The organism is Micromonospora sp. NPDC048842, from assembly GCF_040649935.1.
Lineage (GTDB): Bacteria > Actinomycetota > Actinomycetes > Mycobacteriales > Micromonosporaceae > Micromonospora > Micromonospora hortensis.
Genome location: NZ_JBEZGK010000001.1, coordinates 300,414 through 327,090, shown reverse-complemented (window position 1 = coordinate 327,090; position 26,677 = coordinate 300,414). Strand labels below are relative to the sequence as shown.

General features: G+C 70.2%; 13 protein-coding genes and 1 pseudogene. 7 read left to right on the top strand and 7 right to left on the bottom strand.

The genetic code is table 11. The features are described from left to right. Positions 1-5 precede the first annotated feature (5 nt). From AB0C19_RS01450 to AB0C19_RS01440, 3 genes are all read left to right on the top strand, one after another. Complete coding sequence (locus AB0C19_RS01450) at positions 6-7,664, top strand: SpvB/TcaC N-terminal domain-containing protein (RefSeq protein WP_357177698.1); 7,659 nt, start codon at positions 6-8, stop codon at positions 7,662-7,664. A 38-nt stretch (positions 7,665-7,702) separates the two neighbouring features. Further along, on the top strand, positions 7,703-8,542 hold the full coding sequence (locus tag AB0C19_RS01445) for a helix-turn-helix domain-containing protein (RefSeq protein WP_357177695.1): 840 nt from the start codon (positions 7,703-7,705) through the stop codon (positions 8,540-8,542). Positions 8,543-8,609: 67 nt separating this feature from the next. After that, positions 8,610-9,191, top strand: coding sequence for a dihydrofolate reductase family protein (locus tag AB0C19_RS01440; protein WP_357177692.1), 582 nt, complete (start codon positions 8,610-8,612; stop codon positions 9,189-9,191). Between the two features lie 160 nt (positions 9,192-9,351). Here AB0C19_RS01440 and AB0C19_RS01435 read toward each other — a convergent pair whose 3' ends face one another. From AB0C19_RS01435 to AB0C19_RS01420, 4 genes are all read right to left on the bottom strand, one after another. Then, positions 9,352-10,584, bottom strand: coding sequence for an MFS transporter (locus tag AB0C19_RS01435; protein WP_357177689.1), 1,233 nt, complete (start codon positions 10,582-10,584; stop codon positions 9,352-9,354). Positions 10,585-10,728: 144 nt separating this feature from the next. After that, complete coding sequence (locus tag AB0C19_RS01430; protein ID WP_357177686.1) at positions 10,729-11,310, bottom strand: NAD-dependent epimerase/dehydratase family protein; 582 nt, start codon at positions 11,308-11,310, stop codon at positions 10,729-10,731. Between the two features lie 288 nt (positions 11,311-11,598). Continuing rightward, entirely contained in the window at positions 11,599-12,996 is a 1,398-nt protein-coding gene (locus AB0C19_RS01425; protein WP_357177683.1) for a PLP-dependent aminotransferase family protein, read from the bottom strand. Positions 12,997-13,159: 163 nt separating this feature from the next. Further along, positions 13,160-13,642 carry a GNAT family N-acetyltransferase gene (locus AB0C19_RS01420; protein WP_357177680.1) on the bottom strand — a complete coding sequence of 161 codons (483 nt, stop codon included), beginning with the start codon at positions 13,640-13,642 and terminating at the stop codon, positions 13,160-13,162. Between the two features lie 209 nt (positions 13,643-13,851). On the opposite strand from AB0C19_RS01420, the pseudogene AB0C19_RS01415 reads away from it, so the two are divergent. Continuing rightward, positions 13,852-13,964, top strand: a pseudogene (locus tag AB0C19_RS01415) (VOC family protein); the annotation flags it as partial. A gap of 115 nt (positions 13,965-14,079) precedes the next feature. Here AB0C19_RS01415 and AB0C19_RS01410 read toward each other — a convergent pair. Both AB0C19_RS01410 and AB0C19_RS01405 read right to left on the bottom strand, forming a co-directional pair. Beyond that, a complete protein-coding gene (locus tag AB0C19_RS01410; RefSeq protein WP_357177676.1) occupies positions 14,080-15,372 on the bottom strand; it encodes a serpin family protein in 1,293 nt (430 codons plus the stop codon). 124 nt (positions 15,373-15,496) lie between these two features. Continuing rightward, positions 15,497-16,156, bottom strand: coding sequence for an MSMEG_1061 family FMN-dependent PPOX-type flavoprotein (locus AB0C19_RS01405; protein ID WP_357177673.1), 660 nt, complete (start codon positions 16,154-16,156; stop codon positions 15,497-15,499). Positions 16,157-16,245: 89 nt separating this feature from the next. Here AB0C19_RS01405 and AB0C19_RS01400 point away from each other — a divergent pair, with 89 nt between their 5' ends. Both AB0C19_RS01400 and AB0C19_RS01395 read left to right on the top strand, forming a co-directional pair. Beyond that, positions 16,246-17,493 (top strand): NAD(P)/FAD-dependent oxidoreductase, encoded by a 1,248-nt coding sequence (locus tag AB0C19_RS01400; protein ID WP_357177670.1) that lies wholly within the window; start codon positions 16,246-16,248, stop codon positions 17,491-17,493. 8 nt (positions 17,494-17,501) lie between these two features. After that, positions 17,502-17,990: a MarR family transcriptional regulator gene (locus AB0C19_RS01395; protein WP_357177667.1), complete on the top strand. Its 489-nt coding sequence runs from the start codon at positions 17,502-17,504 to the stop codon at positions 17,988-17,990. 146 nt (positions 17,991-18,136) lie between these two features. Here the strand turns inward: AB0C19_RS01395 and AB0C19_RS01390 are convergent, their stop codons facing one another. After that, the gene (locus tag AB0C19_RS01390) at positions 18,137-20,950 is read right to left on the bottom strand and encodes a BTAD domain-containing putative transcriptional regulator (RefSeq protein ID WP_357177663.1); all 2,814 of its coding nucleotides are present in this window, start codon (positions 20,948-20,950) and stop codon (positions 18,137-18,139) included. A gap of 240 nt (positions 20,951-21,190) precedes the next feature. Between AB0C19_RS01390 and AB0C19_RS01385 the strand changes: the two genes are divergently transcribed. Beyond that, entirely contained in the window at positions 21,191-26,554 is a 5,364-nt protein-coding gene (locus AB0C19_RS01385) for a LamG-like jellyroll fold domain-containing protein (RefSeq protein ID WP_357177660.1), read from the top strand. Positions 26,555-26,677 lie beyond the last annotated feature (123 nt).

The window sequence follows — 26,677 nt, the reverse complement described above, 5'->3', positions numbered from 1 at the left end:
GCGCGGTGACGACCAGCTACCCGGTCGGCGGCGGATCGTGGGGGCCGGGGCCCGGCTCCCGGTGGCGGGGCTCCGCCGACCCGACCGGCGCCGGCGCTCCCGGCGGAGCGGGTGGGGCATTCGGACCGGGCGGGCCGCCGACCGACGCGACCGGCACCGGGCCGTCGTCGGCCGGTCGGGGCGCGACCGGGCCGGGACTCGGCGGACCGGCGATCAGCCTGCCCACCGGCGGCGGTGCGATCCGGGCCATCGGCGAGACGTTCGCCGCCCACCCGGTCACCGGGACCGGCGGCATGTCCGTGCCCATCCCGGTCAGCGGCGGCCGGTCCGGGTTCCAACCCGACCTGACGCTCAGCTACGACTCGGGCGCCGGGAACGGTCCGTTCGGCCTCGGCTGGCAACTGCCCGTGCCGGCCATCAGCCGGCGCACCGACCGCGGCCTGCCCCGCTACGACGACACCGACACCTTCCTGCTGTCCGGGGAGGACGACCTGATCCCGGTGCCCGGCGGCACACCGGTCGCCGGGCACACTGTGCAGCGGTTCCGGCCACGGACGGAGGGGGCGTTCGCCCGCATCGAGCGGTGGACCCGGGACTCCGACGGTGACGTGCACTGGCGCACCCTGTCCGGGTCGAACCTGCTGGCCGTGTACGGCCGTGACGTCGGCTCCCGCATCGGCCTGGGCGGGCGGGTGCACACCTGGCTGCTCTGCGAGACCCGCGACGATCGGGGCAACGCGGTCACCTACACCTACAAGGCCGAGGACGCCGCCGGCCTGGACCTGGACCGGCCGCACGAACGGCACCGCACCGACCGGAACGTCAACCGCTACCTCAAGTCGGTGCGGTACGGCAACACGGTGCCGCTGCTCGACCCCGACGGCCGACGCCCGGTGGACCTGACGCCGGCCCAGATCGCCGACGCCGGCTGGCTGTTCGAGGTGGTGCTCGACTACGGCGAGCACCACGCGGACACCCCGCTACCTGCTGACACCGGGGACTGGACCTGCCGGCCGGACCCGTTCTCGACCTACCGCGCGGGATTCGAGGTCCGCACCTACCGGCTGTGTCGCCGGATCCTGATGTTCCACAACTTCCCCGACGAGCCGGAGGTGGGCGCGGACTGCCTGGTCCGCGCGGTGGAGTTGGAATACGCCAGCGGGCCGGTGCTGTCCACCCTGGTCGAGGTGACCCAGCGCGGCTACGCCCCGGCCGCCGGCGGCGGGCACACCAACGCCGCGCTGCCCCCGGTGACATTCGAATACACACCGGCCACCATCGCGGCGACCACCCGGGAACTCGAGCGCGGCAGCCTGGAGAACCTGCCGGCCGGCGTGGACGGACGGACCGATCTGTGGGTGGACCTGGACGGGGAAGGACTCGCCGGCGTGCTGACCGGGCACGAGGGTGCCCTCTACTACCGGCCGAACCTCGGCGCCGGCCGGATCGGCCCGGTCGCCGCGCTGCCCACGGTGCCGTCGCTGACCGACCTGGCCGGCGGACACCAGCAACTGGTCGACGTGAACGGTGACGGGCGGATCGAGCTGGTCCAGCTCGGCACCGCACCGGCGGGCTTCGTCCGCCGCACCGACGACGCCGGCTGGTCCGGCTTCCAGCCGTTCAGCGAGCTGCCCGCCGTCGACTGGGCCAGCCCCGACCTTCTGCTGCTGGACCTCACCGGGGACGGCCGTGCCGACCTGCTGATCGCCGGTGACACAGTGCTGGCCTGGCACGAGTCGCTGGCCGAGGCGGGGTACGGGCCGGCGCGACCCGCGCTCTGGCCCGCGGACGAGGACCGTGGGCCGCGGCTGCTGCGCTCCGATGACCGGCAGAGCATCTTCCTCGCCGACATGTCCGGCGACGGGCTCACCGACCTGGTCCGGGTCCGCGACGGTTCCGTCTGCTACTGGCCCAACGTCGGTTACGGACGATTCGGCGCCACTGTCGAGATGGACGACGCGCCGTGGTTCACCGGGCTGGACGAGTTCGACCCGGCCCGGGTGCTCCTCACCGACGTGGACGGCACCGGCGCGATGGACCTGTGCTACCTGGGCCGGCGCGAGATCCGGCTCTGGTACAACCAGTCCGGCAACGGCTGGTCGGCCCCCGCCGACCTGCCCGACCTGCCGCACGTCACGCCCGATTCGACTGTGACAGTGACCGACCTGCTGGGCACTGGCACCGGCTGCCTGGTGTGGTCGTCGCCGCTGCCCGGCGACGCCGCCGGCCCGGTGCGCTACCTGAACCTGGCCGCCGACGGCAAGCCGCACCTGCTCACCCGCGTGGTGAACAACCTGGGCGGCGAGACCACCATCCGGTACGCCGCTTCCACCGCCTTCCAGCTGGCCGACCGACGAGCCGGCCAGCCGTGGTTGACCAGGCTGCCGTTCGCGGTGCAGGTCGTCGAGCGGGTGGAACAGGTGGACCGGATCACCGGGACCCGGCTGGTCACCGGCTACCGCTACCACCACGGGCACTACGACGGCGTCGAGCGGGAGTTCGCCGGCTTCGGCATGGTCGAGCAGATCGACGGCGAGTCGTTCGTGGACCACGTGTTGGGCGTCGAGGCGGTCGACGGGCACCAGGACACCTCGCCCGAACTGTTCCAGCCACCGGTCACCACGAAGACCTGGTACCACACCGGCGCGCCTGTCGACCTGTCCACCGAGTGGTACGCCGGCCGACACCTGCCCACAGCGGAGCTGCCGGCCGGAGTCTCCGCCACGGAGCTGCGGGAGAGCCGGCGGGCGTTGCGGGGCCTGCCGCTCCGGCAGGAGGTGTACTCGTACGACGGCGGTGCCGCGCAGGAGCACCCGTACGGGGTGGTCGAGCAGACGTACCAGGTGCAGCGGCTGGACGCGCGGGTGTTCGTCGCCGTCGAGCGGGAGGCAGTCAGCCTCTCCTACGACCGGCAGCCGGACGAGCCCCGGATCAGCCACCGGCTCAACCTGGTCCTCGGCCCGTACGGCACCGTCGTCCAGGCCGCCGCGGTGGTCTACGGCCGCACCACGCCCGACCCCGAGCTGCCCGCCGAGGTGACCGCCGAACAGCGGCGTCGTCACGTCACGTACGGCGAGCAGCGGTACACCCCGGACATCGACGAGACGCTGCCGGTGCCGGCGTACCGGATCCGCGCCGCGTACGAGGCCCTCGGGCACGAACTCACCGGGCTGGCCCCGGCCGGCCCGCTGTTCACCCGCGACGAACTGCTCGCCGGTTTCGCCGCGGCCACCCCGATCGGGTACGAGGTGGTGGCCGACGAGGTCAGCGCGCAACGGCGGTTGCTGTCCCGGTCACAGGTGCGGTTCCGGGACAACGCGCTGACGCCGCTGCCGGCCGGGCAGTGGGACAGCCTGGGGCTGGGGCACCAGACGTACCAACTCGCCTTCACCCCGGCCGCGCTGGCCGCCGGTTACGGCACGGCGGTGACCGACGCGGACCTGGCCGCCGCCGGCTACGCGCACCTCGACGGCGGCCCGGACTGGTGGATACCGTCCGGCGAGCTGCGCTACCCCGCCGATCCGGCCGCGCACTTCTACCTGTCCGACGGGGCCCGGGACGCGCTGGGCATGGCGACGGCGGTCACCTTCGACGGCTACCACCTGCTCACCGAGCGGGTGACGATCGACCAGGCGGCCTGGTCGGTCACCACAGCTGTCAACAACTACCTGGTGCTCGGGCCGAGCCTCGTCACCGACCCGAACGGGCAGCGCCGCGCGGTGCGCTACGACGAGTTGGGCCGGGTGGTGGCCTCGGCGCTGCTCGGCCGGCCCGGCGCCGGGGACGGCGACACGCTCGACGATCCGACGTTGACGTTCACCTACGACCCGTTCAACTGGGTGGTCAACGGCCAGCCCGCGTACAGCCGGGGCCGGCACCGGGAACGACACGGCCCGACCAACCCGCGCTGGCTGGAGAGCTACGAGTACAGCACCGGCACCGGTGGTGTGGCGATCACCAAGTCGCGGGTGCATCCGGGCAGGGCCCTGGAGGTGGGTGAGGACGGGGTCGCCGTCGAGGTGGACGCCGACCCGCGCTGGGTCGGCACCGGCCGCACTGTGGTCAACAACAAGGGCAACCCGGTGAAGCGGTACCAGCCCTACTTCAGCACCACCCACGAGTACGAGGACGCCGCGGCGCTGCGCGAGATCGGCGCCACAGCGATCCGCTACTACGACCCGCTGGGCCGGGCCGTGCTGACCCGGTATCCGGACGGCACCCTCAGCCGGGTCGAGTCCACTGCCTGGTCGCATCGGCTGTCCGATGCCAACGACACGGTGCTCGACAGCCAGTGGTACGCCGAGCGGGGCAGCCCCGCCGTGTCCGATCCGGAACCGGCCGACCCGGCCACCCGCGCCGCGTGGCTCGCCGCCAAGCACGCCGACACGCCCTCCGTGATCCACTTCGACAGCCTCGGCCGGGCCGTCTACACGGTGGCCGACCGGGGTGCCGGCCAGCGGTTCGGCGTACGCACCAGCGGAGACCTCACCGGCCGGTCCTCGGACGGGTACGACGCGCTGGGCCGGCACATCGCCACCGCGGCCACCGCCATGCACGGCGCGGGAGTGCGGTCGTGGAGCGCGGAGAAGGGCGAGCGGTGGGTGTTCCAGGACGTGCTCGGCGGGGTGCGCCGGATCTGGGACGAACACGGCCGGACCTTCCGCACCACGTACGACGCCCTGCACCGGCCCGTCGGCCTGTACGTCAGCGAGTCCGCCGGCGCGGAACGCTGCGTGCAGTACGTGGTCTTCGGCGACCGGCATCCGGACGCGGCGACGCTGGGCCTGCACGGCGTGCCGTACCTGGTGTTCGACCCGGCGGGCCAGGTGCGGGTGCCCGAGGTGGACTTCAAGGGCAACCCGCGCCGCGCCGAACGGAGACTCGCCACCGACCACGTCGACGGCCCGGACTGGTCGCCGGTGGCCGCCGCGCCCGACCACGCCGCGCTGCTGACCGCCGCGGCGCCACTGCTGGAGAGCGAGGTGTTCGGCACTGCCGCCGAGTACGACGCGGTGAACCGCCCGACAGTTGTCACCCTGCCCGACGCCACCGAGCTACGACCGACCTACCTCGAGGGCGGCATGCTGGGCCGGCTCACCGCGCGGCTGCGCGGCCAGGGCGCGGAGGTGGAGTTCCTGTCCGAGCAGGACTACGACGCGCTGGGTCGGCGGCGGTTCGCCCGGCACGGCAACGGGCTGGTCACCGAGTACTTCTACGACCCGATGACGTTCCGGCTGGAACGTCTGCTCACCGCCGGGGTGCGCGACCTGCGCTACACATACGACCCGGTGGGCAACCTCACCCGGGTGGCCGAGCCGGGTGCGCCCACCTTCTTCGGCAACGCGGCGGTGCCCACCGCCAGTGACTACGAGTACGACCCGCTCTACCAGTTGGTCCGGGCGAGTGGGCGGGAGTTGGCCGGGGCGCCGAACGACGCGATCCGTGACCACACCGACGTGCCGCCGGCCGGAAGCCTTACCGATGCCGGAGCGGTACGTGCCTACACCGAGGAGTACGAGTACGACCCGCTGGGCAACCTCACAGTGCTCCGGCACCGGTTCCGGACGCAGGCCGGCGTAGGCGCCGGCTGGACCCGGCACCACCGGTACGCGTACCAGGACGACCCGGCCGACGCCACGAACCGGCTGGCCGCCACGAGCCTGCCCGGCGACGCCGACGGTGGCCCCTACTCGGCCCTGTACGCGCACGACGCCGTCGGCAACCTGACCGTCATGCCGCACCTGCCGGCCCTGGAGTGGAACGTCCACGACCAACTCCGCCGGGTCGACCTCGGCGGCGGTGGCGAGGCCCGGTTCGTCTACGCCGCGAGCGGGCAGCGGCTGCGCAAGGTCGTGGACCGGCCGGGCAGCGTCCAACTTGAATGGATCTTCCTGGGTGCGGTCACCGTGTTCCGCCGACGCAACAGGGTCACCGGCACCCTCCAGCACGAACGGTGGACCACCACGATCGCCGACGACACCGGCCCGGTCGCCCAGGTGGACGTCAAGACCGTCGACGTCGGCGGCTTCGACCCGGCCAACCCCCTCGGCGTACCGCTGATCCGCTACCAGCTCACCAACCACCTCGGTTCGGCCGTGCTGGAAACCGACGAGGCCGGGGCGGTGATCTCCTACGAGGAGTACCACCCGTACGGCACTACCGCGTACCGCTACGGCCGCCCGGGCGCCGACCTCAGCCTGAAGCGGTACCGCTTCGGCGGGCACGAAATGGACGACGAAACCGGCTTCTGCTACGCCGGGGCCCGGTACTACGTGCCGTGGCTGGGACGGTGGGCGAGCAGCGACCCGGGCGGCTTCGCCGACGGGGGCAACCTGTTCCGGTACTGCCGCAACAACCCGGTGGGAATGGTCGACCCGTCCGGGTTCAAGCCCACCACTGTCAAGGGGCCGGAAACCCACGACATCTCCATCACGGAGTCCCACTTCACCGGGTCCGAGAACCCCACAGTGGAGGACTTCCGCCGCTACCTCAGCAGCCACGGCGCAACCCTCGACCCGCGAATCAACAACAAGAACTCGGTCATCTACTACCAGGCAAACGTCACCCTCAACCTGGAGGGCGGCAACTGGTCCGAGCACCCGGGCGGCACCTGGGTGCTGCACGCCGTACTGCCGCCGCCGGCACCGCCGAAGCCGAAGCCGGCGCCGCCTCCGCCGCCACCGGAGCCGCCACCGGCCGAGCCGCCGCCACCCGCCCCGGCCCCGCCACCCGAACCGCCGCCCGCCGCGCCGCCGGCCGACACCGGCGGCAAGGCTCCGGCCGCACCCGGCGCCGTCGGCGGGGCCGCCGCGCACACCGCGCCCGCCGCCGAGAAGTTCATCTGGAACTTCAAGTTCAAAGGCGGCCGGGGGACGTTCCGCGGCAACATCCTCGAATGGTTGTACGGCATGCCGTGGCGCGACAACACGGCGAAGTACGACCTGGAGACCAGCACCACGGTCAAGCAGATCAAGACGACCGACCGGTACGGCAAGGCCGGTGACATCGCCCGGGAGGCGACCCGGGACGCGGACGCCGCGATCCAGGCCAACCCGACCGGCACCATGGCCGGCAAGCGATCCCAGGCCGTCATCATCACCGAGACCGACGCGCCGGCCAGCGCCGGAAACGCGATCCGCACGGCCACCAACCCGGGACGCGGGCGGGACATCCCGGCCAGTGCCACCGCGCCGGAGCACGTGCGAGGACTGCCCGGCCGGACCGGCATGCTCGGCAAGGGGCTCGGTATCGCCGGCTTCGGCCTGTCGGCGTTCGCCCTGTGGGGCGACTACCAGCACGGAGACTGGGAGATGGGCGTCGGTGACGCACTCGGCGCGGTCGGCGGTGGCCTGGAGCTGTACGCCATCGCCGTGCCCGGTGCCACTGTCGCGACCGTCAGCGCGATGACCGCCGGACTGGTGATCGGTGGCATTGGTCTGGCCGCCGTCTCGTACGTCAGCATGAACCGGGCCGCCGAGGTCGGCGACACGCCGGGGGTGGTGGCCGGTGGCGTCGGCATCGGGGCCGGCCTGGCCATCGCCGCGGGTGCCATCGGCATCGCGGCCGGCAGCGTGGTGATCGCCCCGGTCGTGCTCGTGGTCGGCATCGTCGCCGCCATCGGCGTGGGAGTCTTCCACGCGGGCCGCTACTTCGACTGGTGGTGACCCAGGTTTCCCGGGGCCACGTCGGCGATACTGTCGGCGTGGAGTACGTGTCCAGAGTGCCGCGACCGCCGCTGGACGGGCTGATCGACGACCTCTACTACCTGGAGGGTGCGCCGCCGTACGCCCGGCTGACGCTGCCGGCAAGTCCGGCGGCGTTTCTCATCGTCAACCTCGGCGCACCGTTTCGTATCCGTGCCGGCACCGACATCGAGACGGCCGACTACGCCGACGGCTGCGTGGTCACCACGCCCACTCGCGCGTTCGAGTTCGGCTACCCGACCAGGACCCGGTCCGTCGGCGTGCACTTCAAGCCGTGGGGGCCGGCACCGTTCCTGCCGATGCCCGCGACGGAGCTGTGTGACCGGCCGGCGACGGTAGAGCAGGTGTGGGGGAGGCGCGCCACTGCTGAGCTGCGGGACCGGCTGGCCACAGCCGAGGGACCTCACGAGATGCTGACGCTGCTCGAGGAGGAGCTGATGCGACGGCTGGGCGACGCGGCCGGCCTGGGGCTGGTCCGCCATACGAGCCGCATCATCGCCGCGACCAGCGGTGCGGTGGCGATCGACGACCTGAGGGTTTCCGCCGGTGTCAGCAGCACTCACCTTGCACAGCGGTTCAAGGAGCTCATCGGCGTCACGCCGAAGCGGTTGGCCCGCAGCTACCGCTTCGCCGCCACAGTGCTCTCGATCAACCTCGCCGAACCGATCGACTGGGCCGACCTCGCCGGTGGCGCCGGCTACTTCGACCAGGCCCACTTCGGCCACGAGTTCCGGGCCTTCACCGGGCTCACACCGACCCGGTACGTCGACGTCAGGCGGCGGTTCCTGCGCGAGCATCCCGGCCACGTGCTGGGCGGCTGGCCGCTACCGACCGATTGATTCCTTACAAGAGCGACAGCCCACGAAACTCTAGCCTGAGGGCATTCCCAAGCAGAGGAGCGCGCACGTGGGCGACGTAGTCATGTACAGCTCGGTGTCGGTGGACGGCTTCATCGCGGACGAGAACGACCAGCCCGGACCGCTGTTCGACTGGTTGACCAGCGGCGACGTTCCATTGGACGAGAGCGGCACGTTGACGGTGTCGCAGACGTCCCACGACTACATCAGGCCGTACTGGGACCAGATCGGGGTGACGATCGCCGGCCGCCACGTCTTCGACCTGACGGACGGCTGGGACGGAAAGCCTCCGAGCGGGATCGACAACGTGGTCGTCGTGACGCACCGGCCGAAGCCCGAGGGCTGGGACCCCGAGGCGCCGTTTCACTTCGTCGACGGCGTCACAGCAGCAGTGGCCAAAGCGCAGGAGCTCGCGGGTGATCGCATCGTCGAGGTCGCCGCTGGCGACGTCGGCGGCCAGGTGCTTGCCGCGGGCCTGGTCGACGAGGTGCGCATGGACGTCGTACCCGTGGTGTTCGGGTCCGGCAAGCGCTACTTCGGGTCGGTCCACGCGCAGCACCTGTTGGAGGATCCCGACGTGGTGATTCAGGGCAACCGGGTGCTTCACCTGCGCTATCGGGTGCGCCGTTGACCGATCTGAGCGGGCTGGCGGGTCGCGCGGCGGGGGAGAGCCGAAGTGACGCTCCTTCTTCTCCTGCCCCGACCTGACCACCCAACCCGCCTGGACGGCCTCGGCCTGGCGGTCGCGGGCTTGGCTGATCGAGCCCGATGGGCGCTGTGCCAAGCGTCCCTCAGCCACGGGTGCGCCTAGTGATGCGGGCCTGGGCGGCGAGGCTGATGAGCGTGAGGAGGACGGTCAACGCGGTGTAGCAGACGACTGCCGGCACCTCGCCGAGAGGGCCGACGAGCTGCCCCTCGATGACGATGGGTAGCCCGAAGGCGACGTAGGAGACGACGTAGATTCCGCCGACGACTCCCGCGCGCTGGTGCGCTGCCGCGAGCGGGAAGATGAGGCGTAGCGCTGCGGTGAAGGACGCGCCGAAGCCGACACCGGCGACAGCCTGCCCGATGATCATGACGGCCAGGCTTCCGACGAACACTCCACCGATGATGCCGATGGCCCCGGCGAGGGACGCGTAGATCCCGATGATCATCGCGCGCCGCGGGTCGACGCGCGCGAAGGCCAGTCCGACGATGGCCGACACCGCCGGCGCGATGAACCCGGCCACGCCGTTGAGCAGGCCGCTGTCCAGATGAAAGACGCTGCGAACCATGCTCGGCGCCAGCCCGCCGGAGAGACCTGCGAGCATCCAGACGGCGGCGACCACGGGTGCCGCGGCGGCGAACTCCGCTCGGGCGGCGGGCGGGACGGCGACGCGCGGAACCATCGAGCGGAGAGCGCCCGCGGTACGGGGCATGGTCTCCGGAGACAGGGCGATCACGACGGCGCCGAGAATTGTGAGGACGACCAGGACGGCGAAGACGATCGAGTTCGCCCTGGGCGTGAGCTGGATGGCGAGACCGGCCAGCAGGGAGCCGGCGCCTAGCCCACCGGTCAGGCCGACACTGCCGAGGACCGTACCCAGCCTCTTCTTGTTCGGCGGGGCGAGTTCGACGAGCGCCGCGGTGAAGGCGGCCGTCGCCGCGCCGCTGGCGACGCCTTGGACGATGCGACCGGCGATCACCCAACTCACGTCGGGGGCGACGAGGAACAGCACATTCGACGCGAGCTGGATCACCAGTGCGCCGATCAGCACCGGGCGCCGGCCGACATGGTCGGACAGCGACCCCAGGGTGAGGACGGCGGCGAGGAAGCCGATCGCGTAGACAGCGAACGCCAGCGTGAGCAGCGACGGTGCGAAGTTCCACTGCTGGCGGTAGAGCACCAGCAGGGGCGTCAGCACACCCGCCGCGAGATACAGGCTGGTGAACGCGAGCGCTGTGCCTGTCAACGCCAGGCCGGCGGGGAGGGTGCGCCGCCGCCGGGTCGAGGGCGCGTCGATGGTTCCCGAAATCGTGGACATGACAGCTCCAGAGGGGCGGCCGCAGCGATGGGCCGAAGGATTGGTGAAGGTGGGGAGGGGATGTGGCCGCCCGGGCCGCTGCCGTCGGGCCCGGATCTGGTCCACTGCCGAGTTCGGCGCGGCGCGGCGGCCAGATCGCGATCGCTAGTCGGTAATGACGACGACGCCCGACAAGGCATCCAGCAGTTCCACAGTGCGCTCGGCAGCCCGATCGATCTGGACCCGTGGCTCGGCCGGGATCCGCTGCTCGTTGTAGGTGCCGGGCCCGTAGAACTGTCCGTAGCTCAGTACCACGCCACCCTCGGCGAGGACGGCGCGCTCCAACTCGGCGACAGCCCGGGCGTCGGGCCCGTCCGGAAGCTGCCAGGCGACGGTTTGGGCCAGGATCTTCGGCGATCCGCTCTGCCGCGCCGCCTCGATGAGATTCTGGTTGCCCTCGGTCCGGATCCGAGCGTTCAGCTCCGCATGATCGCCGATCCTCTCCACCTCGTCCGGTAGATCGGTCAGTTCGTTCAGAATGATGTCCGGTCCGAAGTCTCGAACCGCCTGGACCAGGGCGTCCCGGTCGAAGACGTCACACAGGATCGGCTCGGCGCCAAGGTGCGCCAGCAGTTCCGTCTTGTCGGACGATCGCGTCATGCCACCGACCACGTGCCCCCTCTCAACCAGTCGGGGGATCAGCCGCTGTCCGATTACGCCGGACGCACCGGCAAGAAATACCCGCATCATTCTTCCAATCGTTCGTAGGTCGGTAGGTCGAGCTCTGCGCGCTGCCGCCGCCGGATCACCTGTCGGTGGAACATTCGCCCAGCTCAGGCGTGCTGTGAGCTCTGGGGCTCTTGTCCGTTTGCTGGTGCTTCGTTCGTGGTCACGGCCGCAAAGTTACGCGTCGAGTGGCACTGCCCGCTGGTCCAATTCGGCGACAGATCCGTGGGCCAATTGGGCCTGATCCGGAGCATCCACGAGCGCCAGGCGTACGCCATCCGCAGCGAACGCCGACCTGACGAGGCACGGCTAGGGCATGACCCCGCACAAGGCGTCCAGCGCTCCCGCCCATGCGCTGTCCGAGGGAGCCGCGTAGTTGACCACCAGGGCGTCCCGCTCGGCCAACTGCCATTTCGAGTCGGCCAGCTCATGGCGGAAGTCGGCCATTCGGGCCACGGCCAGGCCCTGGCGGGCGGCCGCCTGGACGACCGGACCCTCGGTGCCGGACGGAAGCTCGATGACCGCTTGCAGCCCGGCGGCCAACCCGCTCACGCGGACGCTGGGCGCCCGCTGGGCCAACGCGGCGACCAGCTCGTCCCGGCGGCGCCGGTAGCGCACACGCATCGAGCGCACCTGACGGTCGTACGCGCCCGAGGCGATGAACTCGGCGAGCGTCAGCTGCTCCAGCGCACTCGACATGTAGTCGATGTCCCCTTTGGCCGCCACGACCTCCGGGACCAGATCCTTGGGCAGCACCATCCAACCGAGCCGCAACCCGGGAGCCAGCGACTTGCTCGCCGTGCCGAAGTACACCACCCGCTCCGGGTCGAGGCCCTGCAGCGCGCCCACCGGCTGGCGGTCGTATCTGAACTCCCCGTCGTAGTCGTCCTCCAGAATCAGCCCGTTGGTGGCGCGGGCCCAGTCCACCGCCGCCATGCGCCGCTGCGGGGTCAACGCGACCCCCGTTGGGTACTGATGCGCCGGTGTCAACAGCGCCGCCCCTGCCGCGTTCAACCCCGCCAGGTCATCGGTACGCGCGCCGTGCTCGTCAACGTAGAGGGGTGGGATGCGCAGGCCGGCGCTGGTCAGCAGATCGCGATACACGTCGAGGCCGTACGACTCGACAGCCAGCGCCGTGACCCGCCGCGCACGCAGGACCTGCGCCATCAGCGTCAGACCGTGGTGGAAACCGGCGCAGATCACGATCCGGTCCGGCTCGGCGTACACCCCGCGAGCCCGCGCCAGATAATCCGCGAGGGCGGTACGCAGTTCCACCCGGCCGAGAGCGTCGCCGTAACCGAAGGCATCGTTCGGGGCCGCCGTCAGAGCCCGACGAGCTGCTGCGAGCCACTGTGTACGGGGGAACTCCGCGAGGGTCGGCGTACCCGGCAGCAAGCCGTACGTGGGACGGCGCTGAGCGGGCCTCGGGCGAGCTGCGGCGGGCGTCGCGCCGCGCGGTTCGGCCCTTTTGGCCACCCGCGTTCCGGAGCCCTGTCGGGCGGTGATCCAGCCCTCGGCGACCAGCTCGGCGTAGGTGTCGGCAACGGTGTTGCGGGCGACACCAAGATCAGCTGCGAGCGAGCGGGACGACGGTAGCCGCGTGCCGGGCACCAGACGTCCGGTCCGGATGGCCTCCCGCAGGGCATCCGTGAGCCCGGCGCGCAGGCCGGGGCCGGTCAGGTCCAGATGGAGGTCGACGCCGAACATCGACGCTGACCTGGACCCCGAATTGGCCCGCGAATCTGCCACGAAAGCAGACCATATAGCAGTCCAACCGACCACGGAGCGAAGCCGGATAACGACCATCAACGGCACGGTGCGGCCAGTGACCCGGGGCGGGGCACGTGACAGTGACCCGCCCCTGATCAGATCAGAGTTGCCGGTAGTAGACGGCCACCGGCAGCGGCGTGCAGCCCAGTGCTTCGTACAGGGCTCGGGCGGGCGCGTGGAATCCGTCCCCGCCCGTGCCGATCGTGACGACCTCGGCGCCGAGGTCCCGCATCGCGGCGAACGCGTGCTCGCACAGCACGGTGCCCGTGCCGAGCCGGCGATGCTCGGTGGACACGGCGAGGATAGTGACGCTGGCATTTCGGCGCTCAGGCTCTACCGCCCAGGCCACGTAGCCAGCGATGGCACCGTTGATCTCGGCGACCGCGACGTACCGGTGCTCGGCGGGGTCGTGGAGCTCGGCAACCTGCTTGACGTAGTCGTCGCGCCACTCACCGTGCTGGTTGGCGAAGACGACCTCGCCCACCAGCGGGCGGAAGGAGTCTTCGTAGAACGGTCCGAACGTATCGATGGTCAGTTCGGTGAGCTGGGCCAGGTCATGCTGAAGAAACGAGCGGATACGCATGTGAGTGTGCCTCTCAAGCTGAGGGTCTGAAAGCCAACAGAACGGGCATCAGATGGCCAGCCAGCGGCCGGAACGGCGGCGAGCCGACCCTCAGTGGCGCGTACGCCAAGCGGCGAAGCAACTCATGACCGAAATCCTACCGGGCGGCTGCAACCGCATTCGTGGCACAGAGCGTCCGCCGAGGCCGCGGGGAACAGGTTTCAGAGCGCGTTCTTCACCCGCCGGGCGCCCAGACCGGGATCCTCCTCGCTCGCGGCGACGGAGACCACCAACGCGCCGCAATCGGTACCAGGTGGCCGGCCGAGTCGGGTTCTTCTTCCGCGGACCTGCATCCTGACGTACCCCCGAATCTGGGGGCATCGGCTGTCGTGGAGCAGGCACGGTCCTACCCGACCCGTGGTACGAGTCGACCGACGGTGTCGCCTGGTGCCGTCGGGTCAGGCTGGGCCGTTGACCAGTGGGTCGTGGACCCGGCCGAGGAACAGCGGTACGCCGGTGAGCCGGTCATGGATGACGTACAGGAATGGCCGGTTGACGAAGAACTGCGGCCCTTGCGGGATCGACGGCGGGCGGACGATGACCGCCGACGCGGCTGCCGCCTCGGTGCCCTTCTCGTCCACCCCGATGAACGTCTCGTGCACCACGTCGTCGATGCACAGGGCCGGCTCGGTGCTCATACGGGTGAAATCGGCCTGTGACGTGAATGCCGTGGGCATGCCGAGGCTGCTCAGCGCGGCGCCCAGCTCGGCCGGCAGGCGGAACGTCCACCGGGGCAGGCGCAGTTCGACGTCCGTGATCCGGAACCCGGTCAGCAACGCGCCCAGCCACGTCGCGTCGAGGTTCGCCTCGACCGCGGCGAGATCGTCCCGGGTCGGCATGACGATAGCCATGGCAAGCCCGTCGCCTGCGTACGGCACGTCGACTGCGCGCCACCCGTCCCCCTCGAGGTAACCCATTCGGTCGAAGGGACCACGCATGATCGGGACGTCGACAACCGTTCCGTCGTCCCTTGTGAACGGTCCCACCGCCGTGGCCGCCACGGTGAACGGGTACTTCCAGGCCGCCTTGAGGTAGATCGCGTTGGTCAGTATCAGGCTGGTGTTGGGGCTCACGGCGTCGGACTGCAAGAGCTCCGGAATCTTCGCGTTGGTCCGATCGGACACCCAGGTGTTGATCTCCTGGCGGGCCACCTCCGGCGCACCGCGAAAGTCGACCGGTCGCGGCGTGGCGCCGTAATAGCCGGCCAGGGTGTCCCGGAACCCGGGTCGCAGACACAGATCGAGTCGTGTCCACAGCGCATTGGCAGTGGTCAGCCGAGGCTGCTTGACTCCGTCACCGTCCTGGTAGCGGCCGGCGAGCGTCTGCTCGACGGTATTGAGCCCGCTGTCGAGTGCGCCGGGGCGCGGATGCGGCGCGTGGAGCACCGTGTCCATCTCGTCCGCCGTGGCAGAGCCGGCGCCCGCCCTGGTCATCGCGAGCGCGAGCCCGACCGAGTACGGCGCGCACACCACATTGCCGCCTGCCCGGGTCGATGCCACCGTGCGGTAGAGGTCGGCCGTGAAGCCGCGAACGGCGGTAGCGGCGGCCGGCATCGTGGCCGGGTCGGGTGGTACGCGGACCGCATCCGTCGCGGTGGACGGCGTGCCGGGCCAACGGAAATCACCTGGTGCGGCGGTAAGGGCAGCGGCCGCTAGCGGGACCGCCCGCAACACGGATCGACGCGAGACCATGTCTCGAGGTTAGAGCAGTCCCACGGAGACGCACCAGGCGCAGACCCAAATTCATCGAAACTCAGCGATGTCTATCACTCATGCGTTGAAGAAGCGCGAGATCAGCGGGAGTTCCGGCGGCTTGTTACTCGTACCGGTACTTCAGCGAGTCCGCCTCGGCCTTCTCGATGTCGGCGATCGTCAGTTCGGGCATTCGTAGCTGGGCCAGCGTCACCTCGGCCGAGGTCGGCTGGGCGTCCGTCGGTAGCCACTGCTCGGGCTTCCAGGCCCCGCTGCGCAACAGTGCCTTGGGGCAGTGCGGGTAGACCTCGTCGATCCCCAGCACCAGTGCACTGGCCGGTGGCTTGCCCACGGCGGTCAGCTGCGACAGCAGCTCGGGGCGAGTGGAGACGCAGGCCCGGCCGTTCACCCTGAGCGTCGTGGTGCGCCCGGGGATGATGAACAGCAGCCCGGCCCGTCCGGTGGCGACGACGTTCTGCAGGCTGTCCAGACGCTTGTTGCCGGTGGCGTCCGGTATTGCCACCGTCCGTGCGTCCAGGACGGCGACGAAGCCGGCAGGGCCACCGCGCGGGGAGACGTCGCAGTTGCCCTCGGCGTCCATGGTGGCGACCAGGACAAGCGACGAGCAGCCGATCAACCGCCGGGTCTGCTCGGTGAGCTCGGTCATCTGCTTTCGCACGGCCGCTTCGCTGGGAAGTTCGTAAGCCCGGCGCAGCGACTCCTGGTCGGGCACGGCGTCGAGGCGCAGCGAGTCGAAGGCACTGGCAGCGAGAACTGGCGTCATGCATCGACACTAATCGACCAACCTGACCGTTCCGGCCTTCGTCACGGCGACGGTCTTGCCCAAATCATCTTAGTCATTAAGATAATCGTGTGAGCATATCGACGGACTTCTCCGTGGCGATCGCCGGCGCCGGACTCTCCGGCCTCTGCCTCGCCCAGTACCTGATGCGCGCCGGCATCGACGTGCACGTCTACGAGCGGGACCCGGGTCCCTTCGTCCGGCGGCAGGGCTACCGGATCATTCTCGACCGGTACGGCCTGGAGGCGCTGCGCGAGAGCCTGCCCCGCTCGCTGTACAGCCTGGCGCTGACCACCGGCGACGAGCCCGGCGGCCACCTACGCTTCACCGACAGCCGGCTCCGGGACGCGTTCGCCATCACCTTCAAGGACGAGCCGCACGCGACCCGCCAGGTCGACCGGCTGACCCTGCGGTCGATCCTGCAGTCCGGGCTGGAGGGGCGCATCCACTACGGCAAGAATGCCGTCGCGGTGGACGATGACGACCCGGCGCGGCCGCGGCTGCTGTTCTCCGACGGCGGGGCCGCGGCGGCAAGCGTCGTCGTGGGCGCCGACGGCGTTGGCTCGGCGCTGCGCGCGCAGATCATGCCGGACGCGAACCCGGCGAACACCCCGATGGCGGGCATCTACGGCCGGTCGCCTCTGTGGCGCAACGGCGAGAGCATCATCCCGGACACGCTGCGCACCAGCGGGGTCCTGGCCATCGCCGACCGGCCGGGCCGCGCCTTCTTCTTCACCCCCATGCGCTTCGGCGAGAGCCCGCCCGAGGCGTTCGCGCGCCTGGCCCCGGGCAGCTATGCGCCCACCGGCGACGACTACGTCATGTGGGGACTGCTGCTCCGGCAGGAGGAGGTGCCCATGGGCCTCCGGGGCGACCTGCTGGCGTTGTGGCGACTGGCCTCCGGGATGAGCATGGACTTCCACCCGGTCATCCGGCGGCTGGTCGGCACGGCCGAGCTGGACGCCACTGTGCTCAACCTCTTCGCCACCGGCCAGCGCCCGCGCCGGTGGGCGATGCCCCGGGCGACGATGATGGGCGACGCCGTGCACGTCATGCCGCCGTTCGGCGCGCACGGCGGCAACACCGCGCTGCGTGACGCCGCCCTGCTCGGCCACAAGCTCGTCGAGGCCCGGGCCAACGGCGCGCCGGTGGAGGAGGCGATCGCCCGCTACCAGGACGAGATGGTGCCCTACGCCTTCCGCGCCGTCGACACCGCCGCGAGGCTGATGCGCCGCCTCACCGGGGACGCGGCCGCACCCCACTGGGTGCTGACCCGCGTGCTACCTCGGCTGCACCGGGTCACCGTCCCGGAGGGATGATTGCCGGCATGTCCCACGAGCCGGCCCGTGCGCCCGCGATCGCCGACCTCATGCGCGCCGGACGGGAGACGTCGCGGCTGTCCATGGTGTTCCGGTACGCCATCGCGGAGCGGCTGGGCCTCGCCGTGAGCGACCTGGAATGCCTCGACTACCTGGCGGACTTCGGATCCGCCACCGCGGGGCAGGTCGCCGAGCGGACCAACCTCACCACCGGGGCGGTGACCAGCATGCTCCGCCGGCTCCAGCAGGCGGGCTACGTGACGGCCGAGCGCGATCCGGCGGACCGGCGGCGGGTGATCGTCGCTCTGCGGCCGGAGCGGATGGCCGAGTTGGAGCGACCGTACGAGCGGTTCGCCGAGCGGGCGGAGCAACTCATCGAGGGCTACAGCGTCGAGGAGGTCACGCTGCTGGTCCGGCACTACGACCGCATGCAGGCGATGTACCTCGCCGAGTTGGACCGTCTCCGCAGCGGCGACACCGCGCAGCGGTCGGTTTGAGGTGGCGTGGTGCGACTGACGGCGCTGCCCGTTTACCGTCTGGCGACGAGATGTTGCCAGTCACCGGTCGGCGCCCGTTGTGCGCAGGCCCTGTCCGCCGCGATGGCCGTTCGACTCGAGCAGATCCACCGTGAGGCGGCCGTCGGCTAGCGGGAGTCGGGGCGGTCACGTCTCACCGGTCCCGCCAGTTCGAGCTTCTGCAGCTCGGCCCGCACCTCGTCGGCCGCGGTGTGGCCGATCTGGTCGAGCGAGACGACCGCATCCTCCAGCGCCTCCCGCGCGCCGTCATTGTCGCCGATGGCGGTGAGGCTCTCCGCGAGGTGTCGCAGGATGTCCGCCTCGTTGTAGTGGTCGTCGAAGCGGCGGATCAGCGCCCGCGCCCGGTGATAGCAGTCGATGGCCTGCTCGTACTCGCCCAGGTGATGGTGGGCGTAGCCCATCGTGTCCCAGGTGCCCGCTTCGGCGTGTTCGTCGCCGATCTCCTGGTCGAGGGCCGTCGCCTGCGCGCCGAAGCGCAACGTCTGCCGATGGTCGCCGAGCATGCTGTACAACCAGCCCACGTTGTTCAACGCCGCCGCCTGCCCCGGCCGGTCACCGAGCCGGCGGTAGAGCTCTAGCGCCCGTTCGTTGTGGCCGAGCGCGCCCGGCCAATCGCCCTGGTTGTGGCAGACCCACCCCAGGCCCCGGTGGGTGTCGGCCTGTTTCGCGTGGTCGTCCAGCTCGACGAAGATCTGCAGTGCGTGATGGTGCTGCTCGTACCCCACGTCCAGACGCCCCAGCTGGGTGTGGGCTACGCCCAGACTGCGATGGGCCTGCGCCTGCCGGTGCCGGTCTCCCATCCGCCGCGCCGCGGCGAGCGCCAGGTGCTGGGTGTCGATCCAGTCGTTCCAGTGCCCCTTGTAGTCGAAGAAGGTCTCCAGCGTCCGTGCCAACTGCCATACGTGGAGGTCACGGCCGTGCTCCGCCGCGTACGCCAGGATGCCCAGCAACATCTGGTGTTCGGTGACGAACCAGGCGAGAGCCTCGGCGTGGTCGGCCAGCGAATCGACGCCCATCGGCACGTCGGTCCCGGCCGCGCCGTCCGGCTCGGCCGCGTCGCGATTGGGCTCGACGAGCCGGGCCGCCCGGCCGGCGGTGTGTAGGACAAAGTTCAGCAGCCGGTCCATCGCGTCGCTGCGGGCCTGCGCCGGCTGGTCGTCGTCCACCCGATGCCGAGCATAGAGGCGCACCAGATCGTGCATCCGGTAGCGGGCCTGTCGCGGCACCTGGACCAGATGCGAGTCGCGCAACTCAGTCAACAGGAGCCGGCTGCGGTCCCGGGAGCGGCCGACGAGGCTGGCTGCGGCGGCCAGCCCGATCTCCGGTGCGGGCACTAGTGAGAGCAGAACGAACAGTCGGGCCGCCTCGGCGCTGAGCGCGTGGTGCGAGGCGGCGAACACGGCGCGGATGTCGCCGTGCAGATCGCCCACGGTCAGGGCGTCGAGCCGGGTCGCTTCCTCGCGAAGCTCCTCGCTGACCACGCTCAGCGGCAGGTCAGGCTGCATCGCCGCTCGAGCCGCCACGATGCTCAGGGCCAGGGGAAGGCCGGCACACCGGGACGCGATGTCCCGTACGCTCTGCGGCTCGACCGCCGCCCCGTGCCGGTTGAGCAGGTGGATCAACAGGTTGCGGGCCTCCGGCTCCGTCAACACCTCCAGGTCGACCGGCCGGGCGCCGTGCGCGGCGATGAGCCCGCCGAGGCGGGCCCGGCTGGTCACCAGCACCGTGCAGTGCTGCCCGCCGGGAAGCAGTGGAATCACCTGGGTCACGTCGCGGGCGTTGTCGAGCACGATCAGCATGCGTTTGTCGGCCAACAGGCTGCGGTAGAGGGCGGTCTGTGCGTCCAGGTCTACCGGAACCGTCTCGGCGGGCACGTGCAGCGCGTCCAGTAACCCGCGCAGCACGACCTCGGGTGACACCGGAGCGCTAACCTCGAAGCCACGTAGGTTCACGTACAACTGACCGTCCGGAAATCGCTTCAGGTTGTCGTACGCCCAGTGCAGCGCGAGCCAGGTCTTGCCGACGCCCCCGGGACCGCCGATGGTGGCGACGCCGCCGTCGGCGCCGGAGGCGGCGGACAGCGCGGCGAGTTCGTCGGCCCGACCGACGAAGCCCGCGGGTGGCGCCGGCAGTTGGCGGGGTACGTCACTGCGGGCGACGGCGGTCTCCGGGATGGGCGCGGCGAGAGTTGGGTCGCCGCTGATCATCCGCAGGTGCAGGCGTTGCAACTCCGACATGGGATCGACGCCGAGTGAGTCCGCCAGTCGGCGGCGTAGGGCCAGGTAATGGTCGAGCGCGTCGGCCTGCCTCCCGGACCGGCACAGCGCCAGCATGAGCTGACCGATCAGCCGTTCGTCGAACGGATGCTCCGCCACGGCGCGCAGGAGTTGCGGCACCAGGGCGGCGTGCTGGCCGCAGCGCAGCGCGACATCGGTGCGGTCCCGGTCGGCGGTGACCCGCTCCCGGTCGGCGGCCGTCCGGACATCATCGAGCCACGGCGTGTCGAGCTGACCCAGCGGAGTGCCTCGCCACAACCCCAAAGCCTCGTCGAAGATCCGCAACGCCCGTCCGGCATCCTCGGTGGTCCGGGCGACAGCGAGCAGTTCGCGGAACCGGTGCAGGTCGATCGCCCACGGGTCCACCTGGAGCAGGTAGCCGCCGGACTGCCGCCGGATCGACACATCGGCGGCCTCACCGAGACTGCGGCGCAGTCGTGACAGATAGCTGTAGAGCGAACTCGACGCCGACTGCGGTCGCAGGTCACCCCAGGCCCGGCTGATCAGTTGATCCGTGCGGATCAACTGATTGGCGCCGATGAGCAGGACCGCCAGCACGCCCCGCTGTCGAAGATGCCCCAGGTCGATCAACCGGCCTGCGACGCGAGCCTCGACCTCACCCGGCAGTCTGAACTCGACAGCCATCGCCGCGACCCCATTCGTCCCGGCGCGCGCCCCGCACGCTCACCCGTCACACGGTTGCTCACGATGGTTCCAGGTGGACGGCCACGCCGCCGCCCCACTTCCACAGTCTGGAAGTGCCCAGGACCGCGGCTCGCCGGCCCGCCACCGCCTGACTAGGGGATTCAAGGTACCTACAAGGTTCGCGGCAGTGGTCAGACGAATACTCGGCCGATGTCACTCCTTCCGTTGTTCAGAGGCGCCATGACGCTGGCGCTCCTGATGCCGCTGACACTGGTCGCGGCGGCGAAAATCCCTGGTGCCACGCCGGCCGCTCAAGCGAGCGGTCGCGGGCTCGAAGGCGCCTGGGCGAAGGCGGCCCAGGCCGGCGCGCCCGTCGAGGTTCCCGACCGCTTCACCGAGACGATGAAGGTGTGGGCCGATCCCGATGGCAAGCACCTGCGGGCTCAGCTGCACACCCGACCCATTCAACTCAAGAACCCGGGCACCGGCGTGTGGGAGCCCATCGACACCAACATCGTCGCTCGCGACGGTGTGCTGCGGACGGTACGCACGAAGGTTCCGCTGAGCCTCGGCGGGCGCGGCAGCAAGAGCCTGGTCTCGGCAGCCGGTAGCAACGGTACGGTCAACCTGAGCGTGAAGCAGGCGCTGCCGGAGCCGAAAATCTCCGGCAACACGGTCACCTACCCCGACGCGGTGTCCAGGGGAGTGGACCTCGTGGTGCGGGCCGAATCCGACGGGTTCGTCTCGCAGGTTGTCTTCCGGCACCGGCCGACCGGCCCGGTGACGGTGCGGATGCCGCTCACGCTGCCCAAGGGAACCACCTTCGGCAAGACGTCGCAGGGACTACCCCAACTGAAGGACGGCAAGGGCGCGGCGAAAGCCGCACCGGTCGTGCTGACCGCAACCGACGCCAAGCTCGGCAAGGCATCTCCGGTCGCGGCGCGCGTGGAGAAGTCGGAGCTGGTCTTCTCGCCGGACCCGAAGTTCCTCGCCGACCCGGCGGTGGCCTTCCCGGTGACGGTCGCCGCCGCCTCGGAGTGGTTCGGCGGCGGCGTGCCGCAGGATGCCTGGGTCAGCAAGAACGACCCCTACAACAACCATGCCGCCGAGGGATGGTTGCGCGCCGGTACCACCCAGACCAGCGCCGACATCGCCCGGGTGTACCTGAGGTTCAACACCGACGCCCCGGAGTTGGCGGGGGCATCGGTCGTCCAGGCAGACCTGATCATGTGGAACTACAAGTCCGGCGGCCCCAACGGAGCCCTCTGCGGTGACCCGCTGGGCGCTGGCATCGTCGCCGCGCGCCTCGGCTCCTCGTGGAGTTCCACCACTTTGGACTGGTACAACCAGCCCTCCACCACCGGCAGCGCCGAAGGCCTGAACCGGGCGGGCTACAACTACGACGCCGTCAACACCTGGTGCGCCAAGGACGAGGAGGTCTGGCACCGGGTCACCGGCATGGCCCGGGCCTGGATCGAGCAGGACGCACCCAACTACGGGCTGGTGCTGCGGGCCGCCAGCGAGACCGCCGCGACCAACTGGCGCCAGTACTACGCCAGCGAGTTTGGTGGCGGCGACCCGTATCCGGGCTACCGTCACCCGCCCGCCCTCATGGTCGAGTACACGCCGCCACCCACGCGCACCGAGTGGGTGAAGTTCGAGTCGGACGCCGAGTTGACCGAGTTCCCCAGCTACGAAGAGGCCAAGGAGATGGCCGCCCAGCCGCTTGACGACGCCAGCTGGGGGCTGACCAACGAAGAGGCCGACGAATTCGAGAAGCTCGGCGTGGGCGTGCCCAGCGAGGTCGACTCCCGGCGACTTCGGCCGATACCGAGTGACGAGGAGATCGACCCGGCCGACATCGAACCCGACGAGGTGCCGTCCGGAGACCTCCCGGTCGACGAGACCAAGCCCACGGTCACCGGCGTGCAGCCGGTCGCCGGCAGCACCAACGTCCCGGTCGACACCACCGTCACCGTGACCTTCGGCGAGAAGGTCTGGAATCCGAAGATCATCATTAAGGACCCCAGCGGGACCGCGGCCCCGGGCACGACGACCTGGGACGCCACCGGACAGATCGCCACCTTCACTCCGGCGCAGCCGCTGAAGCCCAGCACCGCGTACAGCGCGGAGGCCCGTGAGGCGCACGACGAGGACGGCAACGAACAGGACCCGCACGGCTGGCAGTTCACCACCGAGAACGACACAAAGCCCCCGGCCGTCTCCGCGGTGACCCCGGCGGCCCAGGCGACCGACGTTCCGGTCGCCACGGCAGTCACAGCGACGTTCACCGAGCCGGTCGACGGTGCCCAGCTCGCGCTGAAGAACCCCGCTGGCACGTCGATCATTGGAACATCCGCCATGGACGCCGCAAAACGGGTACTCACCTTCACCCCGGCGGGGCCGCTGGCCGAAACCACCGCGTACACCGCCGAGGTGTCAGGGGCCACTGACGTCGCGGGCAACGCGATGTCCTCCTCGCACACATGGTCGTTCACCACCGGTGTGAAACCGCCGACCGGGCTCGTGGCCTCCTATGGCATGAACGAGGGGACCGGGACGAGCGTGGGTGACTCATCCGGCCAGAGCAACGCCGGCACGGCCACCAACACGACGTGGAGCACCAACGGCAGGTACGGCAAGGCGTTGTCGTTCAACGGCACCAGCAGCCTGGTCACCGTCGCCGACGCGCCCTCGTTGCGGCTCACCGGCGGGCTGACCCTGTCGGCGTGGGTGCGGCCCTCCTCAGTCGTGAGTTGGCGCAGCGTGGTCACCAAGAACCTCGCCACCGGGGAGGGCGCCTCCTACGTGCTGTACGGCTCGAACGGCGAAGCGCCGTCGGGCTGGCTGCAGCGCGGCGGCCAGCCGTACCAGGTGAGCGGTGGCACGCCGCTGGCCGTCAACGCCTGGAGCCACTTGACGGTCACCTATGACAGCGCCGACGCCCGGCTGTACGTCAACGGAACCCAGGCTGCCCGGACACCGCTCACGGGGCCGCTTGACGTCGACGGAGGGAAGGTGACAATCGGTGGCAACACGGTCTGGGGCGAGTACTTCAGCGGCCTGATCGACGAGGTGCGCGTCTACAACCGCGCCCTCGACGCGACCCAGATCCAGGCCGACATGGCCACTCCGGTCGGCGCCACCGGCCCCACCCCCACACCGACTCCGACCGCGACGCCAACGCCCACCCCGAGCCCGTCGCCCACCGGCCCGTCGAACCCGGTGCCCGGACTGGTGGCGGCCTACAACATGAACCAGGGCTCCGGCACTACGGTCTCCGACTCTTCTGGGCAGGCCAACAGCGGAGCGGCCCACGACACGACCTGGGCCACCAACGGCAGGTACGGCAAGGCGTTGTCGTTCAACGGCACCAGCAGCCTGGTCACCGTCACGCACGCGCCATCGTTGCGACTGACCACCGCGCTGACCCTGTCCGCCTGGGTCAGACCGGACGAGCAGTCCGACTGGCACACGGTGGTTATGAAGAACCTTGCATCCGGAATCAACGCCTCGTACGGCCTGTACGCCTCCGACAGGGACGGGCCCGCGGGGTGGCTCACCACCACCGGCGAGCCGGTCACTCCCCAGGGGCCCACCGCACTGCCGGACGGCACGTGGAGCAATGTGGCACTTACCTACGACGGCAGCAGGGCCACCCTCTACGTCAACGGCACAAAGGCCGGCGAGGTCGCCGTCACCGGCACCATCGACGACGACGGGGGCACGCTCACCATCGGCGGCAACGAGATCTGGGGCGAGTACTTCAGCGGCCTGATCGACGAGGTGCGCGTCTACAACCGCGCGCTCACCGCGGCGCAGATCCAGAGCGACATGAACACGCCGATCGGCGCCGCCCCGGCGGCGCAGCGCGCCACGTCCGCCAGCAGCACCACGGACATCGCGAAGCTCGCGATCTCCGGGGCTGAGGGGACCACTCCGGCGTTCACCACCTGGGTGTCGCGTCCACCGAACCAGCCGGCAAAGGTGCAGGTCGAGGTGGCCGCGCTGCCGGAGAAGTCCCCGACGGGTAAGTCGGCGGTCGACGCGAAACCGATCTGGTCGGGCACCGTGACCAGCACGGGCGGCGCGGCACGCCACACGCTGCGGATGCCATCCGGCAAGCTCACCAAGGGCCAGTGGGTGCGGTGGCACGCACGCACGACGGCGCCCGACGGAACCGGCGCGTGGTCGAAGTGGCAGACGTTCCAGGTCGGCGAAGCCCACTCGGCCGGGAAGCTCCCCCCGCAAGGCGCGTTCGCGGCGGCCGACGAGAACACGGGGGCGCCGTTCAACTACGAGCGGATCGACCGCGCGGGCTGCAACGCCGCGCGTCTGAGCTCGCCCCGACCCAACCACGCGTTCGGCTGGACCGTCCTGCGCCCCTATTCGGCCTGCCACAGCAAGATCCTGGGCTGGGCCGACTTCGAGGTGAATCAGTACACCGGCCTGCCGACGAGCCGATGCCCGAAGTCCAAGGGCGTGATGATGACCGTCAACGTGATCGTGTTCACCAACCTGGGCACCACGAACGGCAAACCGGTTGTCGGCGCCCCAGCGGATTCGACCCTCACAGCCAGGGACATCAGCCTCTGGACCAGCATCACCAACATCAAGACCGAGGCCGCCAACTGCACGCCCACGAACGCGTTCGACGGCGACACGCTTCGGCTCCGGATCGACGCGCGAGGGTCCGACAACTCCGAATGCACGATGACCGAGGGATCCAACCGGGACGCGACGATCGGCGCCTTCAAGCGGGACGGTGAGGACGCGTTCGTCTTCCAGTCGCAACCAAGGGCCTGGGGGAACTGCACTCTGCGGCCCAAGCTGTTCAACGCCGACAGCTTCCTGTTCATCGATCCCACGCCCTTCCGACTGTGGCAGTATCTCTCCACCCAGAACGGACCCCCGACCAGGCGGGGCGATCTCCCCTTCGTCGCCCGCTGCGACAGCGAACGCATCAGGTATCGCACGTTGATCGGGGGAGAGCTGAAGTGGACCGGCAACACCGGAGGGTGCAGGTTCCTCGGTGCCGATCGGGTCTACACCATGTACTCCCAGGACCCCGACCGGTGGGAGGTGGCGCAGCACATCCAGTTCGCCTTCCAGAACCCGCAGGGCACGGAGCCGAAGGTAAGTCTGACGGGTGTGCCCATCGCCAAGAGCTTCCCCGGCAACTACGACGCCTGCGGGGCAACGCCGTGCGCGAAGGTACCCCTCACCAAGCGGGCGAACAGCGCGCGTGTACCCCAGCCCGACGGGGCGCTCTACACCTCGAAGAACAAGTATTTTCGCGACAAGTACCGCGTGAACCTTCCCGGATACGGTCCGGGTAAGCAGTGCGACGAGTATCCGTTCGCATCCACCAACCAGGCGCTCGGTATCGAGGGGCAGATGGTCAACAATGTCTGGACTCCGAGCCTCAACGCGTCACTACGCATGGTGACCACCGCCCAGAACGCGGCTGCCGGGCGTGACCTCGGGGCCTTCTACGCCCGATATCGCGTGTTCAGTAGCGGGCAGCTCGAAGGAGGACTGCAGAACAGGCCATCCAACGCCTTTTTCGTTCGGATCAAGCCGGGCCTTCCACCGGCCTCGTAGCGACTGGTTCTCGTAGCGACTGGTTGAGGAGGGGGAGCCCATCTGGGCCCCCCTCCGCCCGGCTTCCGGTGATTCTCACCCCTCCGTGGGTTGCCTCGGCAGCCACCACAAGAGGAGTGAGCC